12 protein-coding genes are annotated in these 14,042 nt (G+C 60.1%); 3 read left to right on the forward strand and 9 right to left on the reverse strand.

Features of this window, described 5'->3' with window-relative positions; all coding sequences use genetic code 11:
- Positions 1-212 precede the first annotated feature (212 nt).
- Positions 213-1,553 carry a hemolysin family protein gene (locus NDJ82_RS05010; RefSeq protein ID WP_099586053.1) on the forward strand — a complete coding sequence of 447 codons (1,341 nt, stop codon included), beginning with the start codon at positions 213-215 and terminating at the stop codon, positions 1,551-1,553.
- A 3-nt stretch (positions 1,554-1,556) separates the two neighbouring features.
- Here the strand turns inward: NDJ82_RS05010 and NDJ82_RS05015 are convergent, their stop codons facing one another.
- The 8 genes from NDJ82_RS05015 to NDJ82_RS05050 form a co-directional block, all read right to left on the reverse strand.
- The gene (locus tag NDJ82_RS05015) at positions 1,557-2,228 is read right to left on the reverse strand and encodes a peptidoglycan DD-metalloendopeptidase family protein (protein ID WP_250925024.1); all 672 of its coding nucleotides are present in this window, start codon (positions 2,226-2,228) and stop codon (positions 1,557-1,559) included.
- 55 nt (positions 2,229-2,283) lie between these two features.
- The gene (locus NDJ82_RS05020; RefSeq protein ID WP_191958794.1) at positions 2,284-2,583 is read right to left on the reverse strand and encodes a helix-turn-helix domain-containing protein; all 300 of its coding nucleotides are present in this window, start codon (positions 2,581-2,583) and stop codon (positions 2,284-2,286) included.
- Between the two features lie 193 nt (positions 2,584-2,776).
- Positions 2,777-3,685: a response regulator gene (locus NDJ82_RS05025; RefSeq protein WP_099586057.1), complete on the reverse strand. Its 909-nt coding sequence runs from the start codon at positions 3,683-3,685 to the stop codon at positions 2,777-2,779.
- 168 nt (positions 3,686-3,853) lie between these two features.
- Complete coding sequence (gene phoU, locus NDJ82_RS05030) at positions 3,854-4,615, reverse strand: phosphate signaling complex protein PhoU (protein ID WP_053127580.1); 762 nt, start codon at positions 4,613-4,615, stop codon at positions 3,854-3,856.
- A gap of 70 nt (positions 4,616-4,685) precedes the next feature.
- Positions 4,686-5,519 carry a phosphate ABC transporter ATP-binding protein PstB gene (gene pstB / locus NDJ82_RS05035; protein ID WP_027608247.1) on the reverse strand — a complete coding sequence of 278 codons (834 nt, stop codon included), beginning with the start codon at positions 5,517-5,519 and terminating at the stop codon, positions 4,686-4,688.
- A gap of 118 nt (positions 5,520-5,637) precedes the next feature.
- Complete coding sequence (pstA, locus tag NDJ82_RS05040; protein WP_099586058.1) at positions 5,638-7,308, reverse strand: phosphate ABC transporter permease PstA; 1,671 nt, start codon at positions 7,306-7,308, stop codon at positions 5,638-5,640.
- 15 nt (positions 7,309-7,323) lie between these two features.
- Entirely contained in the window at positions 7,324-9,357 is a 2,034-nt protein-coding gene (locus NDJ82_RS05045; RefSeq protein ID WP_178075390.1) for an ABC transporter permease subunit, read from the reverse strand.
- A gap of 384 nt (positions 9,358-9,741) precedes the next feature.
- Entirely contained in the window at positions 9,742-10,728 is a 987-nt protein-coding gene (locus NDJ82_RS05050; protein WP_099586060.1) for a phosphate ABC transporter substrate-binding protein PstS, read from the reverse strand.
- Between the two features lie 307 nt (positions 10,729-11,035).
- Here NDJ82_RS05050 and NDJ82_RS05055 point away from each other — a divergent pair, with 307 nt between their 5' ends.
- Together NDJ82_RS05055 and NDJ82_RS05060 are read left to right on the forward strand one after the other, a co-directional pair.
- Positions 11,036-12,070, forward strand: coding sequence for a helix-turn-helix domain-containing protein (locus NDJ82_RS05055; protein WP_191958792.1), 1,035 nt, complete (start codon positions 11,036-11,038; stop codon positions 12,068-12,070).
- Positions 12,067-12,567, forward strand: a complete 501-nt coding sequence (locus NDJ82_RS05060) for a PIN domain-containing protein (RefSeq protein ID WP_250925025.1) — start codon at positions 12,067-12,069, stop codon at positions 12,565-12,567. Before NDJ82_RS05055 ends, NDJ82_RS05060 begins: the two co-directional genes overlap by 4 nt.
- On the opposite strand, the gene NDJ82_RS05065 is transcribed toward NDJ82_RS05060, so the two are convergent.
- Positions 12,564-13,853, reverse strand: coding sequence for an MFS transporter (locus tag NDJ82_RS05065; protein ID WP_250925026.1), 1,290 nt, complete (start codon positions 13,851-13,853; stop codon positions 12,564-12,566). The two genes, NDJ82_RS05060 and NDJ82_RS05065, sit on opposite strands and share 4 nt — an antisense overlap.
- Positions 13,854-14,042: the final 189 nt, after the last annotated feature.

The raw sequence follows: 14,042 nt of genomic DNA on the forward strand, positions 1-14,042 counted from the left end.
AGCCAGCACCTGTGTTTCTGATACACCGCCATCGGGGGCAAGCCCCCTCCCACATTTGCATTTGCATCGTTTTGAAGAAAGGATTCCACGTCCCACCCGGCAGCAACCACTAGGCAAGCGCCCCGTCAGCCGCTACATTGGCCGACTTGCGCCTGCCTTTCAGGCCTGCCTGTCACCCCTTCTTGAACACACGGAACCTGCAAAACCCAATCATGGACCCTTCCCCTGGTATCACCCTCGCCACACTCTTCGCCGACTTCGGCATGATTCTTTTTGCTCTGATCCTGGTACTGCTCAACGGTTTTTTCGTTGCCGCAGAATTTGCCATGGTCAAACTGCGCTCCACCCGGGTCGAGGCCATCGCCCATACCAACGGCTGGCGCGGGCAGATCCTGCGCACCGTGCACAGCCAGCTCGACGCTTACCTGTCGGCCTGCCAGCTGGGTATCACCCTCGCCTCCCTGGGCCTGGGTTGGGTCGGTGAGCCGGCGTTTGCGCACATCCTCGAACCGCTGTTGGCCGCCGTGGGCGTCGAATCGCCGGAAGTGATCAAGGGGGTGTCGTTCTTTGCGGCGTTCTTCGTGATTTCCTACCTGCACATCGTGGTCGGTGAGTTGGCGCCCAAATCCTGGGCGATTCGCAAACCCGAGTTGCTGTCGCTGTGGACGGCTGTGCCGCTGTACCTGTTCTACTGGGCCATGTACCCGGCAATCTACCTGCTCAACGCCAGCGCCAACGCGATCCTGCGCATCGCCGGCCAAGGCGAGCCGGGCCCGCACCATGAGCATCATTACAGCCGCGAAGAACTCAAGTTGATCCTGCACTCCAGCCGTGGCCAGGACCCGAGCGACCAAGGCATGCGCGTACTGGCCTCAGCTGTGGAAATGGGCGAACTGGAAGTCGTCGACTGGGCCAACTCCCGCGAAGACCTGGTGACCCTTGAGTTCAACGCACCGCTCAAGGAAATCCTCGCGCTGTTTCGCCGCCACAAGTTCAGCCGCTACCCGGTGTACGACAGCGTCCGCCAGGAGTTCGTCGGCCTGCTGCACATCAAGGACCTGCTGCTGGAACTGGCCGAACTCGACCATATCCCCGAGTCGTTCAACCTGGCCGAGCTGACGCGCCCACTGGAGCGCGTGTCGCGCCACATGCCGCTGTCGCAGTTGCTGGAACAGTTCCGCAAGGGCGGCTCGCACTTCGCCGTGGTCGAAGAGGCCGACGGCAACATCATCGGCTACCTGACCATGGAAGACGTGCTGGAAGTGCTGGTTGGCGATATCCAGGACGAACACCGCAAGGCCGAGCGCGGCATCCTGGCCTACCAGCCGGGCAAGCTGCTGGTACGCGGCGACACCCCGCTGTTCAAGGTGGAACGCCTGCTGGGCGTCGACCTGGACCATATCGAAGCCGAAACCCTGGCCGGCCTGATCTACGAAACCCTGAAACGGGTGCCGGAAGAGGAAGAAGTGCTGGAGGTTGAAGGCCTGCGGATTATCATCAAGAAGATGAAAGGGCCGAAGATCGTACTGGCCAAGGTGTTGATGCTCGACTGAGCCTCAATTGCCCAACGCAAAGTTGGGCAAGGCGCCCACCGGCTGGTTGAACTCATACGGGATCGACACCAGCCCTGCCTCGGTGGCGCGCTGTACCACAAAGTGCAGGTGCGGCCCGCTGCTGTTGCCGGTATTGCCCGACAACGCCAGCGGGCTCCCCACCGCCACACGCTGCCCCGCCCTCACACTGACCGACCCTTGCTTGAGGTGCAGGTACACGCCCTGTGTGCCGTCATCATGCTGCACCCGCACAAAATTCCCCGACGCATCATTGCCGCGCCCGGCCTGCCCGTTCTCGGTCTTCACCACCACGCCACTGCGCGCGGCGATGATCGGCGTGCCTTCGGGCATGGCGATGTCCATGGCGTAGCGACTCTTGGCGTCGGTGTGGCTGAAGCTGCCGTTGGGGCCTTGGGTCAGGCGGAACGGGCCGCCGCGCCAGGGTAAGAGATAGCGGTAGGCTTGCGGTCGGTAGAGGGGTTTGGGCATATCGAGCACCGGTCGTCTTACACGCTCGACTCGGCGCTCATGCAGCTCAAACGCTTGAGCGCCCGGGGTGTGCCGGTCGCTGAAAAACACCACACCATTGGCGTCGGTGGATTTGTAGACGGTCATGGCCAAGGTCGAGGTAGTGACCGTGGCCAGCCCGCAGCACAGTAAAAGGCGAAGGAGCATGGTGTGAACCTTCCGAGATGACTGAGCGGCAGGTTAGCAAGTGTGGATGACAGCTCTATGCTGGCAGCCCATTAAAACAAATATCCACGTTCATCTGCGCGGCTGCCGACAAATTGACCAAAGCATCCAGCGAAAGTTTGTCGATCTTGCCGGTGAGTACGTCGTTGAGGCGGGGCTGACTGATACCCAGTCTTTGGGCGGCTTCTTTTTGAGAAAGCTCCCAGCCGCGGATGGTTTTGCACAGTTCCAACAACAGTTTTGAACGTAGCCGCATATTGGCGGCTTGCTGAGGGATATCTTCCAACGCGTCCCAAACGGAGCTGAAACGTTCACCGTGAATGTTTTGAGTTGTCATGGCTTAACCTAACTCCTGCAATCTGGCGCGAGCCCCTAATCGACGATTCGGGCATAAGCGGTGGACGTTTGTTTCAAGGCATAGCAAAGGCTCGATAACGCTGAAGCGTTATCGAGAGACTATATCGAAACGGATATAAATCAAACCAGAAATGGGGAATCAGACAGCCGGTCGATTTCCGATATTCAGGCGCTTACGCACCCGGCACGAAATGCTTCTGCGCCGTGCCCCGTGCAATCAGGCGAGAGATGTAGTCGAGCTTCTGCGCATCCTGGTCGATAAACCGGAAGGTCAGTTGCAGCCAGTCGCTGTCGGGCTTGGGCTCGAAGGCGACGATGGCGTGCAGGTAGCCGTTGAGGCGGGCCACTTCGGCGTTGTCACCTTGTTCCAGGTCGAGTACGGCACTTTCCAGTACCTGCGGCAGGACTTCCGTGCGACGCACCACCAGCAGCGCTTCCTTGATGCTCAACGCTTTGATGACGCATTGCTGGGTGCCGCTGGACAGACGCAGCTGGCCCTGGCCACGACCGGCGGCCGGTGCGGCGGAAGGGGCTTGCACCGCTGGGCTGCTGAGCAGGCCTTTGCTGGGCGCCGGCGCTGCAGCGGCAACGGGGGCCGAACGCAACGCTTCAGGCTTGCCGCCCGTCAGGGCGCTCAGGGAGTCGTTGCCGAAGGCCGAGTTCATTTTGGTCGGCGCGCTGGCGACCAGGGCGTCGAGGCGGCCGACCTTGTGCAAGGCCTGCTTGACCTTGTTCAGCAGCTGTTCGTTGGTGAACGGCTTGCTGACGTACCCGGAAACGCCGGCCTGAATCGCCTGCACCACGTTCTCTTTGTCGCCACGGCTGGTCACCATCACGAACGGCATGGCCTTGAGGTGCGGTTGCTCGCGGCACCAGGTCAATAGCTCCAGGCCGGACATCTCCGGCATTTCCCAGTCGCACAGCACCAGGTCGAAGGTTTCGCGCATCAGGATGGCCTGGGCCTTTTTGCCGTTCACCGCATCTTCAAGCTTGATCCCGGGGAAGTAATTGCGCAGGCACTTCTTCACCAGATCGCGGATAAACGAGGCGTCATCCACCACCAATACACTGACTTTACTCATTGACCCTTCATCCTATAAAAACTTCGGCACGCAGAACGCCTGACTAATGGCATTTTGCCAAAACTCGGTAGTCACAGCTGGACTTTATTTCTTCCGCTGCGCAAAAAATTCAGATGCCAGAAACGAAAACGCCCGGCCAAAGGCCGGGCGTTAATTTCTCGGGCAACCTTACTTATCGTCAGGTTCGCCCGGAACATTAGGGATTTGATCGGCAGAACCTTCAACTTCGGCCTTCATACGCTTGAGGCCCATGTGCCGTACGTCGGTACCGCGCACCAGGTAGATCACCAGTTCCGAGATATTGCGCGCATGATCGCCGATCCGCTCCAGGGAACGCAGCACCCAGATAATGCTCAAGACCCTCGAGATAGAGCGCGGGTCTTCCATCATGTAGGTCGCCAGCTCACGCAGGGCGGTCTTGTATTCGCGGTCGATGACCTTGTCGTATTGCGCCACCGAGAGCGCCAGGTCGGCATCGAAGCGCGCAAACGCATCTAGGGCATCGCGCACCATGTTGCGCACCTGGTCGCCGATGTGGCGCACTTCCACGTAGCCGCGTGGCGCTTCGCCTTCTTCGCACAGCTGGATGGCGCGGCGGGCGATCTTGGTGGCTTCGTCGCCGATGCGCTCCAGGTCGATCACCGACTTGGAGATGCTGATGATCAAACGCAGGTCCGAGGCCGCTGGCTGGCGACGGGCGAGAATGCGCAGGCATTCCTCGTCGATATTGCGTTCCATCTGATTGATCTGGTCGTCGATCTCACGCACCTGCTGGGCCAGGCCCGAGTCGGCCTCGATCAGCGCGGTCACGGCGTCGTTGACTTGCTTCTCCACCAAGCCGCCCATCGCCAGGAGGTGGCTGCGCACTTCCTCAAGCTCGGCGTTGAACTGCGCGGAGATGTGATGGGTAAGGCCTTCTTTGCTAATCATGTTGGCGTCCTTGGAGCGTCCGGTAAGGTGCGGAGAACCGCAGCGTCAATGCAATCAGAACCACAGCTTCCTAGCCGTAGCGACCGGTGATGTAGTCTTCGGTCTGCTTTTTCGCCGGATTGGTGAACAGGGTATCGGTATCGCCGAATTCCACCAGCTTGCCCATGTACATGAACGCGGTGTAGTCGGAAACTCGCGCCGCCTGTTGCATGTTGTGGGTCACGATGACGATGGTGAACTTGGACTTGAGCTCGTAGATCAGCTCTTCCACTTTCAGGGTCGAGATGGGGTCGAGTGCCGAGCAGGGTTCGTCGAGCAGCAGCACTTCCGGCTCCACGGCGATGGTACGGGCGATCACCAGACGTTGCTGCTGGCCGCCGGACAAGCCCAGTGCCGACTCGTGCAGGCGGTCCTTGACCTCATCCCACAGCGCCGCGCCTTTCAAGGCCCACTCCACGGCTTCGTCGAGGATGCGCTTCTTGTTGATGCCCTGGATACGCAGGCCGTAGACCACATTTTCGTAGATGGTCTTGGGGAACGGGTTGGGCTTCTGGAACACCATGCCCACGCGGCGACGCAACTCGGCCACGTCTTCGCCCTTGCGGTAGATGTTGGTGCCGTAGAGGTTGATCGCACCGTCCACACGGCAACCGTCGACCAGGTCGTTCATGCGGTTGAAGGTGCGCAACAGCGTGGACTTGCCGCAGCCCGACGGGCCGATGAAGGCAGTCACGCGCTGCTTGGGGATGTTCATGCTGACGTCGAACAGCGCCTGCTTGTCACCGTAGTACAGGCTCAGGCCTGGCACTTCGATGGCCACGGTTTCCTGGGCCAGGCTCAGGCTCTGCTTGTCGCGACCCAGGGCAGACATGTTGATGCCGTGGGAATGGGTGTCGTGTTGCATGGGATGCTCCCTGTGCTACCAATTCAGTTCGTTGAACCGCCGGAGCGGTTTACTCAAATTCTGTGTATGGCGCGGTCCAGTGTGGGAGGGGGCAAGCCCCCTCCCACATTGGATCGTGTCAGCTGTCCAACGCTTTGTATTTCTCGCGCAGGTGGTTACGTATCCACACCGCCGACAGGTTGAGCGTGGCGATCACCAGTACCAGCAGCAAGGCGGTGGCGTACACCAGTGGCCGTGCGGCTTCGACGTTGGGGCTCTGGAAGCCGACGTCATAAATGTGAAAGCCCAAGTGCATGATCTTCTGGTCCAGGTGCAGGTACGGGTAGTTGCCGTCCAGCGGCAGCGACGGGGCCAGTTTCACCACGCCTACCAGCATCAGCGGCGCCACTTCGCCGGCGGCACGGGCCACGGCGAGGATCATGCCGGTCATCATGGCCGGGCTGGCCATCGGCAGCACGATCTTCCACAGCGTTTCCGCCTTGGTCGCGCCCAGCGCCAGGGAACCTTCACGCACGGTGCGGGGAATCCGCGCCAGGCCTTCTTCGGTGGCGACGATCACCACCGGCACCGCCAGCAGCGCCAGGGTCAGCGAGGCCCACAGCAGGCCAGGCGTACCGAAGGTCGGTGCCGGCAGGGCTTCGGCGAAGAACAGGCGGTCAACCGAGCCACCCAGTACATACACGAAGAAGCCCAGGCCGAACACGCCGTAGACGATGGCCGGTACACCGGCCAGGTTGTTCACAGCGATGCGGATGATGCGGGTCAGGGTGTTCTGCTTGGCGTATTCACGCAGGTACACCGCCGCCAGTACGCCGAACGGGGTCACGATCATCGCCATGATCAGGGTCATCATCACGGTGCCGAAGATGGCCGGGAAAATCCCGCCTTCGGTGTTGGCTTCCCGTGGGTCATCGCTCAAAAATTCCCAGACCTTGCTGAAGTAGAAACCGATCTTGGTCAGCGTGCCCATGGCGTTCGGCTGGTAGGCGTGTACCACTTTGCCGATGCCGATTTCGATTTCCTTGCCATTGCCATCGCGAGCAGTCAGCGCATCGCGGTTGAACTGGGCGTGCAGGTCGGCCAGACGCGCTTCGATGTCCTGGTAACGGGCATTCAGCTCGGCGCGGTCAGCATCCATATCAGCCTGGGCGGTGGCATCGAGCTTGCCTTCCAGCTCCAGTTTACGACCGTGCAGGCGGATGCGTTCGAGGCCGGCGTTGATCGCGCCGATATCGGTTTTTTCCAGGCTCTTGAGCTGGGCGGCCAGCTTGTTGACGCGGTCGACGCGGGCTTGCAGTTCCGGCCACGCGGCCTCGCCTTCAGCGATGACCTTGCCATCCTGCTTGACGTTGACCAGGGTGCCGTAGAAGTTGCCCCACTCACGCCGCTCGATCGCCATCAGGTTTTTCGGCGTTGTCTGGTCCTTCAGCCATTCGCCGACGATCCAGGTGAAGTCGTTGCCATTCAAGTCCCGGTTGCCGACCTTGATCAGCTCGCGGGTCATGAATTCCGGGCCTTCATCGGGCACCGGCAGGCCAGCACTTTTCAGGCGCTCGCGGGGCACTTCTTCTTTCTGCACCACTTCGCCGATGACGATATGGTTTTCCTGGCCCGGCACGCTGTAGTTGGCCTGGATCAGGTCAGCCGGCCAGAAGTGGCCCAAACCACGCACGGCAATCACGGCCAGCAAACCAATGGTCATGATGACCGCGATGGACACCGCGCCACCGCTGATCCAGACGCCGGGGGCGCCGCTCTTGAACCATCCATTCAGGGAGTTCTGTTTCACAGACTTCTACCTTTCTTAAAGCGACGAGTATTTCTTGCGCAGACGCTGACGGATCAGCTCCGCGAGGGTGTTCATGATGAAGGTGAACAGCAGCAGCACCAGCGCCGAGAGGAACAGCACGCGGTAGTGACTGCCGCCCACTTCCGACTCCGGCATTTCCACCGCGACGTTGGCCGCGAGCGTTCGCAGGCCTTCGAACAGGTTCATCTCCATCACCGGCGTGTTGCCGGTGGCCATCAGCACGATCATGGTCTCGCCGACTGCACGGCCCATGCCGATCATCAGGGCGGAGAAGATGCCCGGGCTGGCGGTCAGGATCACCACCCGCGTCATGGTCTGCCACGGCGTGGCACCCAGGGCCAGCGAGCCCAGGGTCAGGCCGCGCGGCACGCTGAACACGGCGTCTTCGGCGATGGAGTAGATGTTCGGGATCACCGCGAACCCCATGGCCAGGCCGACCACCAGCGCGTTGCGCTGGTCGTAGGTGATTCCCAGGTCGTGGGAGATCCACATGCGCATGTCGCCGCCGAAGAACCAGGTTTCCAGGTACGGGCTCATGTACAGCGAGAGCCAGCCCACAAACAGGATCACCGGGATCAGGATCGCGCTTTCCCAGCCATCGGGAACGCGCAGGCGAATCGACTCCGGCAAGCGGCTGAACACAAAGCCCGCCACCAGGATGCCAATCGGCAGCAGCATCAGCAGGCTGAAAATCCCCGGTAGATGCCCTTCCACGTATGGCGCCAGGAACAGGCCGGCGAAGAAGCCGAGGATCACGGTCGGCATCGCCTCCATCAACTCGATCACCGGCTTGACCTTGCGGCGCAGGCTCGGGGCCATGAAATAGGCGGTGTAGATCGCAGCGGCGACGGCCAGCGGTGCGGCCAGCAGCATGGCGTAGAACGCGGCCTTCAAGGTACCGAAGGTCAGCGGGGCCAGGCTCATCTTGGGTTCGAAGTCGGTGTTGGCAGCGGTCGATTGCCAGACGTATTTAGGCTCGTCGTAGTTTTCGTACCAGACCTTGCTCCACAACGCGCTCCAGGACACTTCCGGGTGCGGGTTGTCGAGCAGCAACGGTTGCAGCTTGCCGCCGGCTTCCACGATTACGCGGTTGGCCCGTGGCGACAGGCCGAACACGCCCTGGCCGTCGACCACCGGGTCGACCAGCAAAGTGCGATGGGCGGTGCTGTGGAACACACCGAACTGGCCGGAAGCGTCGAGGGCGGTGAAGCCCTTGCGGCGTTCTTCGGCGGTGATTTCAACGATGGGCGCCGTGCCCATCTGGAAGGTACGGATCTGCTTGAAGCGCTGCTCGCCATCCGGATCGCGGGCCATGAACCACTGGGCCAGGCCGCCTTTGGAGTTACCGATGATCAGCGAGATACCGCCGACCAGTTGAGTGCTGGCGGTGATTTCGGCGTTGCCATCTTCCAACAGTTTGTAGCGGCCGTTGAGGCTCTTGTCGCGCAGGCTGAACACATCGGCCAGGGCACGGCCGTTGATCACATACAGCCACTGCTGGCGCGGGTCGATGAAGATCGCCTTCACCGGCTCGGTCATTTGCGGCAGCTCGACACGCTTCTGCTCGCTGGTGACTTCGCCAGTCATCATGTTCTCTTCGCGGCTCAGGGTCAGCACGCTCAGGTGCGAACCGGCCGAACCTGCCACCACCAGGGAGGTGTCAGTGGCGTTGAGGGCTACATGTTCCAACGGGCGACCGGCGTCATCCAGCACGATCGGCGTTTCACCGTAAGGGTATTCAATCGCTGGCGTGATGGTTTTCTTGCCGTCCGGGTAGGACACTTTGTAGGTGTGGCGGAACACCAACGATTGGCCATTGGACAAACCAAGGATCACCAGCGGGCTGCCTGGCTGGTCTTCACCGATGGACGCGACGCTGGTCCCCACGGGAAGCGCCAGGTCGACGCGTTTGAGCTCGGCGCCAGTCTCTACATTAAAGAACAGCGCCTGGCCCTTGTCGGAAACCCGCATGCCGACCTGGTTCTGCTCTTCGAGGGAGATCATCAGCGGCTTGCCGGCGTCCTGGATCCAGGCCGGGGTGAGCGCCTCTTCCTTGGTCAACGAGGCACCCTGGAACAACGGCGCGACGACGTAGGCGAGGAAGAAGAAGATCAGGGTGATAGCACCGAGGACGGCGAGGCCGCCCACCAGCACGTACCAACGGGTCAGGCGATCTTTGAGCGCGCGAATGCGGCGCTTGCGTTGCAGCTCAGGCGTATTGAAATCAATGCGCTTGGGAGGAGAAGTCGTCGTCATGGTGGAATTGGCCAGATCATTCATGCGCACACCCTAGCGATCCTGTATGACAGAAAGATGACAGTGCAGTGACGCAACAAATCCGCCGCGAAGCATAGCTGGCAGCGGACTAGAAAATTCGGATGCGGGGCCGGTATGCCGGCCCCGCGAAGGCAATCAGTTGCCTTCTTTCAGACCCAGGTCAGCCAGCGCCTTGGCGGCCACTTTGGCTGGCAGTGGGATGTAGCCATCTTTCACTACAACTTCCTGGCCCTGTTTGGACAGAACCAGTTTCACGAACTCAGCTTCCAGCGGAGCCAGAGGCTTGTTCGGGGCTTTGTTGACATACACGTAGAGGAAACGCGACAGCGGGTACTTGCCGTTCAGGGCGTTTTCTTCGGTGTCTTCGATGTAGTCAGTGCTGCCTTTCTTGGCCAGAGGCACGGTTTTCACGCTGGCGGTCTTGTAACCGATGCCCGAGTAACCGATGCCGTTCAGCGAGGAGCTGATCGACTGCACGACCGAAGCCGAACCTGGTTGTTCGTTCACGTTAGGCTTGTAATCGCCTTTGCACAGGGCTTCTTCCTTGAAGTAGCCGTAGGTGCCGGACACCGAGTTACGACCGAACAGCTGCACTGGCTTGTTGGCCAGGTCGCCGGTCACGCCCAGCTCGCCCCAGGTTTTCACGTCGGCTTTGCCGCCGCACAGACGCGTCGAGGAGAAGATCGCGTCCACTTGCTCCATGGTCAGGTGCTGGATCGGGTTGTCCTTGTGCACGAACACGGCCAGGGCATCCACGGCCACCGGGATAGCGGTTGGCTTGTAGCCGTACTTCTGCTCGAAGGCAGCCAGTTCGGTGTCCTTCATCTTGCGGCTCATCGGGCCCAGGTTGGAGGTGCCTTCAGTCAGCGCAGGTGGCGCAGTAGCGGAGCCGGCAGCTTGAATCTGGATGTTGACGTTCGGGTATTCCTTTTTGTAACCCTCGGCCCACAGGGTCATCAGGTTAGCCAGGGTATCGGAACCGACGCTGGACAAGTTGCCCGACACACCAGTGGTCTTAACGTACGCCGGGATTGCCGGATCAACACCAGCGGCCACCGCGTTGGCGGTCGCAACGCCAGCAGCGACAAAAGTCATTGCCGCCATCAAACGTTTCAGTTTCATGCCTTGCTCCTAGCAGATAGGGATAGTTGGATCGGGGCCAAGTATCGGTAGGCCGTGTGAACACTCTATGTCTGCAATGTGACAGTTAGATGAAAGGCCACCATTGGACAGGAGTCCGGCTCGGAGTGGGAGCAATCCGAAAGACTGTTCACCCGCCCCACCCGGAATTTTCCGACAGCCATTTAAGGTTGCCGCTCGGAACCATGACCCATAACCTGCCCGCACACTCAGGCTTGAGCCACAAAGCCTCACCTCAGGTTGACAAAAACATCATTAGGAATAGCCTTGTCAACCCAAGGAGACTTTTATGATTAATGACCGAATTCGCCGTGCGAGGTTGCTCAGAGGCCTGTCGCTGGAGGCTTTAGCGCTCCAGCTAGGCGATATCACCAAACAAGGCTTGAGCAAATATGAAAAAGGACTGACTACTCCCAACTCTCAGCGCCTTCTGCAATTGGCCAAGGCACTGGAAGTGAGTCCGGAATACTTTTTTCGCGCTGAAGCCCTGCCACTGGCTCCGTTGGAGTTTCGCAAACTGGCCAAAATGCCTCAGTACCGCCAGGTGCAAGTCGAAGAGCAGGTCCGCGAGCACCTGGAACGCTATATCGCCCTTGAACAATGCTTCCAGCCATTGGAAATTCAGACCGCTAGAACTCCAGCGAACCTATTGCCAGTGTCCTCCATTGAAGAGGCCGAGATTGCAGCTGACGAACTACGAAAGTATTGGGGAATAGGCGGCGATCCGATCGCCCATCTGACAGAACAGCTGGAAGAACATGGCATCAAGGTCGTGATGTTGGATGGCCCGGATGATTTTGATGGCGCCTGCGTCGCGACCCGTGATGGCGAACATGTCCTGATTGCCTTGAACGCCCATCGTCCAGGCGAACGCATTCGCTTTACCGCTGCCCACGAACTGGGACATTGGATCATGCAACTGCCCGAAGACATGCCAGAGCGCGAAAAAGAGAACTGCTGTCACCGTTTCGCTGGTGCCTTTCTTTACCCAGCTGATGCCGTTACCCGTGATTTTGGTAGCCGCCCTCGCTCAAGAATTCATACCCAGGAACTACTTATTGCCAAGCGTCAGAACGGAATTTCAATGCATGCCGCGTTGCGCCGCCTGAAAGATCTCGGTTTGGTAGGTGACACCGGCTACAAGCTGCTTACCATCCAATTCAGCACTCATGGTTGGCGCAAGGCCGAACCCGAGCCACTGCCCTGCAAACCTCCGCAGCGCTTCGAGTCTTTGGTCTTCTGGGCGTTGGCAGAAGAGCTGATAACCAGATCCCGGGCCGCGGAATTACTACGAAGGCCCCTCAAGGCACTGGAGAGTGCATGAGCCTCATCTATATCAGCGATACGAATATCTGGATCGATTTCAGAAATGCCGGACTGCTGGAACAGATGTTCAAACTGCCCTTTACCCTCTGCTGTACTGACTTCGTTCTGTATGAGTTGGAAGACATCCACCACGGCGAGTTGCTCGCCCAAGGCCTTTTGGTTGAGTCGTTTGACGAGCAAGGTGTACAAAAACTACTCAAGTTAAAAATTGAGCATGGCAATAGCTCAATGGCCGATGTGTCCTGCTATCTGCTGGCACACACAACAGGCAGGCCACTGCTGACAGGTGATGGGAAACTACGCCGCCAGGCGCAGAAAGAGGGTATCCCGGTGCGTGGCGCCCTCTGGCTACTGGACCTCATGGTCGAGCACCACGTAATTACCTCATCAGTCGCCGCGCAGGCCCTGGAAAATATGCTTTGGCACGACGCCCGATTACCGGGGGCGGAATGCGAAACCAGGCTCTCACGCTGGCGAGAGCCTGATCAGGCTTAGCGAGAATGCTTCCAAAGATACCCGCCCACCGCCATCCCCATCACACACAGGGCAGCCACGTAGTAAGACGGGCCCATCGGGCTTTCTTTCATCAGCAGCGAGACAGCCAGTGGCGTCAGACCGCCGAACACGGCATAGGCCACGTTGTAGGAAAACGACAAGCCGCTGAAACGCACCACGGCTGGGAAGGCTTTGACCATCACGTACGGCACCACGCCGATTGTGCCGACAAACAGGCCGGTCAAGGCGTACAGCGGGAACAGCCAGTCCGGGTGAGCCAACAGGCTGTGGTAGAGCGTCCAAGAGGTGGCCAGCAGCAGCGCGCAACCGCTAATGAGCACGCGGCCCGCACCGAAGCGGTCAGCCAAGGCGCCGGAGGCGATACAGCCCAGGCTCAGGGTCACGATGGCCAGGCTGTTGGCTTGCAGCGCTACGGTCGGGCTGAAGTGGTAGATGGTTTGCAGCACGGTCGGGGTCATGAGGATAACCACCACCACGCCGGCCGACAGCAACCAGGTCAGCAGCATCGACAGCACGATGGCGCCACGGTGGTCGCGCAGTACCGCGCGCAATGGCAGCTCGGCGGCCAGCGTCTTGCGTTGCTGCATTTCGGCGAAGATCGGCGTTTCGTGCAGCCAGCGACGCAGGTACACCGACAGCAGGCCGAACACGCCACCCAACAGGAACGGAATACGCCAGGCGTAATCCGAGACCTGCTCAGGGGTGTAAAGCGTGTTGATTGCTGTGGCCACCAGCGAACCCAGCAGGATACCGGCCGTAAGGCCGCTGGTCAGGGTACCGCAGGCGTAGCCGATATGGCGTGGCGGTACGTGTTCGGAGACGAACACCCACGCGCCCGGCACTTCGCCGCCAATCGCTGCGCCCTGGATGACGCGCATCAGCAGCAACAGGATCGGCGCCCACAGGCCGATCTGCGCGTAGGTCGGCAGCAGGCCCATGATCAGGGTCGGTACGGCCATCATGAAGATGCTCAGGGTGAACATTTTCTTGCGGCCCAGCAGGTCGCCGAAGTGCGCCATGATGATGCCGCCCAGTGGGCGGGCAAGGTAACCGGCGGCGAAGATGCCGAAGGTTTGCATCATGCGCAGCCATTCAGGCATGTCGGCAGGGAAGAACAGTTTTCCGACCACGGTGGCGAAAAACACGAAAATGATGAAATCGTAGAACTCCAACGCCCCGCCCAAGGCAGACAGCGACAGGGTTTTGTAGTCGTTGCGGGTCAGCGGGCGCGAAGGCTGCGCACTGCTTGCGGGCACGGAGGACATGGCAAGGCTTCTCTTATTAGTCAGGACGGCAGATCCGGTGTGCTGGCTGAGCCAGGACGGGTTGGGCAAGATAGCAAATCGCTTGCAAAAGCACATCACAAGCACAGTTGCCGCAAAAAGCCGCGATACAGCGGCCAATTGCCGACCAAATCAGCCACAGAAGGTCGTCGCGGCGCAAGGGTGTCGATA

Source organism: Pseudomonas sp. SR18 (genome assembly GCF_023701505.1).
In the GTDB taxonomy this organism is placed as follows: Bacteria; Pseudomonadota; Gammaproteobacteria; order Pseudomonadales; family Pseudomonadaceae; genus Aquipseudomonas; species Aquipseudomonas cyclaminis.

Bases quoted from the DNA above. Each gene is read 5' to 3' on its own strand.
- NDJ82_RS05010 (WP_099586053.1), top strand. From the start codon at position 213: ATGGACCCTTCCCCTGGTATCACCCTCGCCACACTCTTCGCCGACTTC.
- NDJ82_RS05015 (WP_250925024.1), bottom strand. From the start codon at position 2,228: ATGCTCCTTCGCCTTTTACTGTGCTGCGGGCTGGCCACGGTCACTACC.
- NDJ82_RS05020 (WP_191958794.1), bottom strand. From the start codon at position 2,583: ATGACAACTCAAAACATTCACGGTGAACGTTTCAGCTCCGTTTGGGAC.
- NDJ82_RS05025 (WP_099586057.1), bottom strand. From the start codon at position 3,685: ATGAGTAAAGTCAGTGTATTGGTGGTGGATGACGCCTCGTTTATCCGC.
- phoU (WP_053127580.1), bottom strand. From the start codon at position 4,615: ATGATTAGCAAAGAAGGCCTTACCCATCACATCTCCGCGCAGTTCAAC.
- pstB (WP_027608247.1), bottom strand. From the start codon at position 5,519: ATGCAACACGACACCCATTCCCACGGCATCAACATGTCTGCCCTGGGT.
- NDJ82_RS05050 (WP_099586060.1), bottom strand. From the start codon at position 10,728: ATGAAACTGAAACGTTTGATGGCGGCAATGACTTTTGTCGCTGCTGGC.
- NDJ82_RS05055 (WP_191958792.1), top strand. From the start codon at position 11,036: ATGATTAATGACCGAATTCGCCGTGCGAGGTTGCTCAGAGGCCTGTCG.
- NDJ82_RS05060 (WP_250925025.1), top strand. From the start codon at position 12,067: ATGAGCCTCATCTATATCAGCGATACGAATATCTGGATCGATTTCAGA.
- NDJ82_RS05065 (WP_250925026.1), bottom strand. From the start codon at position 13,853: ATGTCCTCCGTGCCCGCAAGCAGTGCGCAGCCTTCGCGCCCGCTGACC.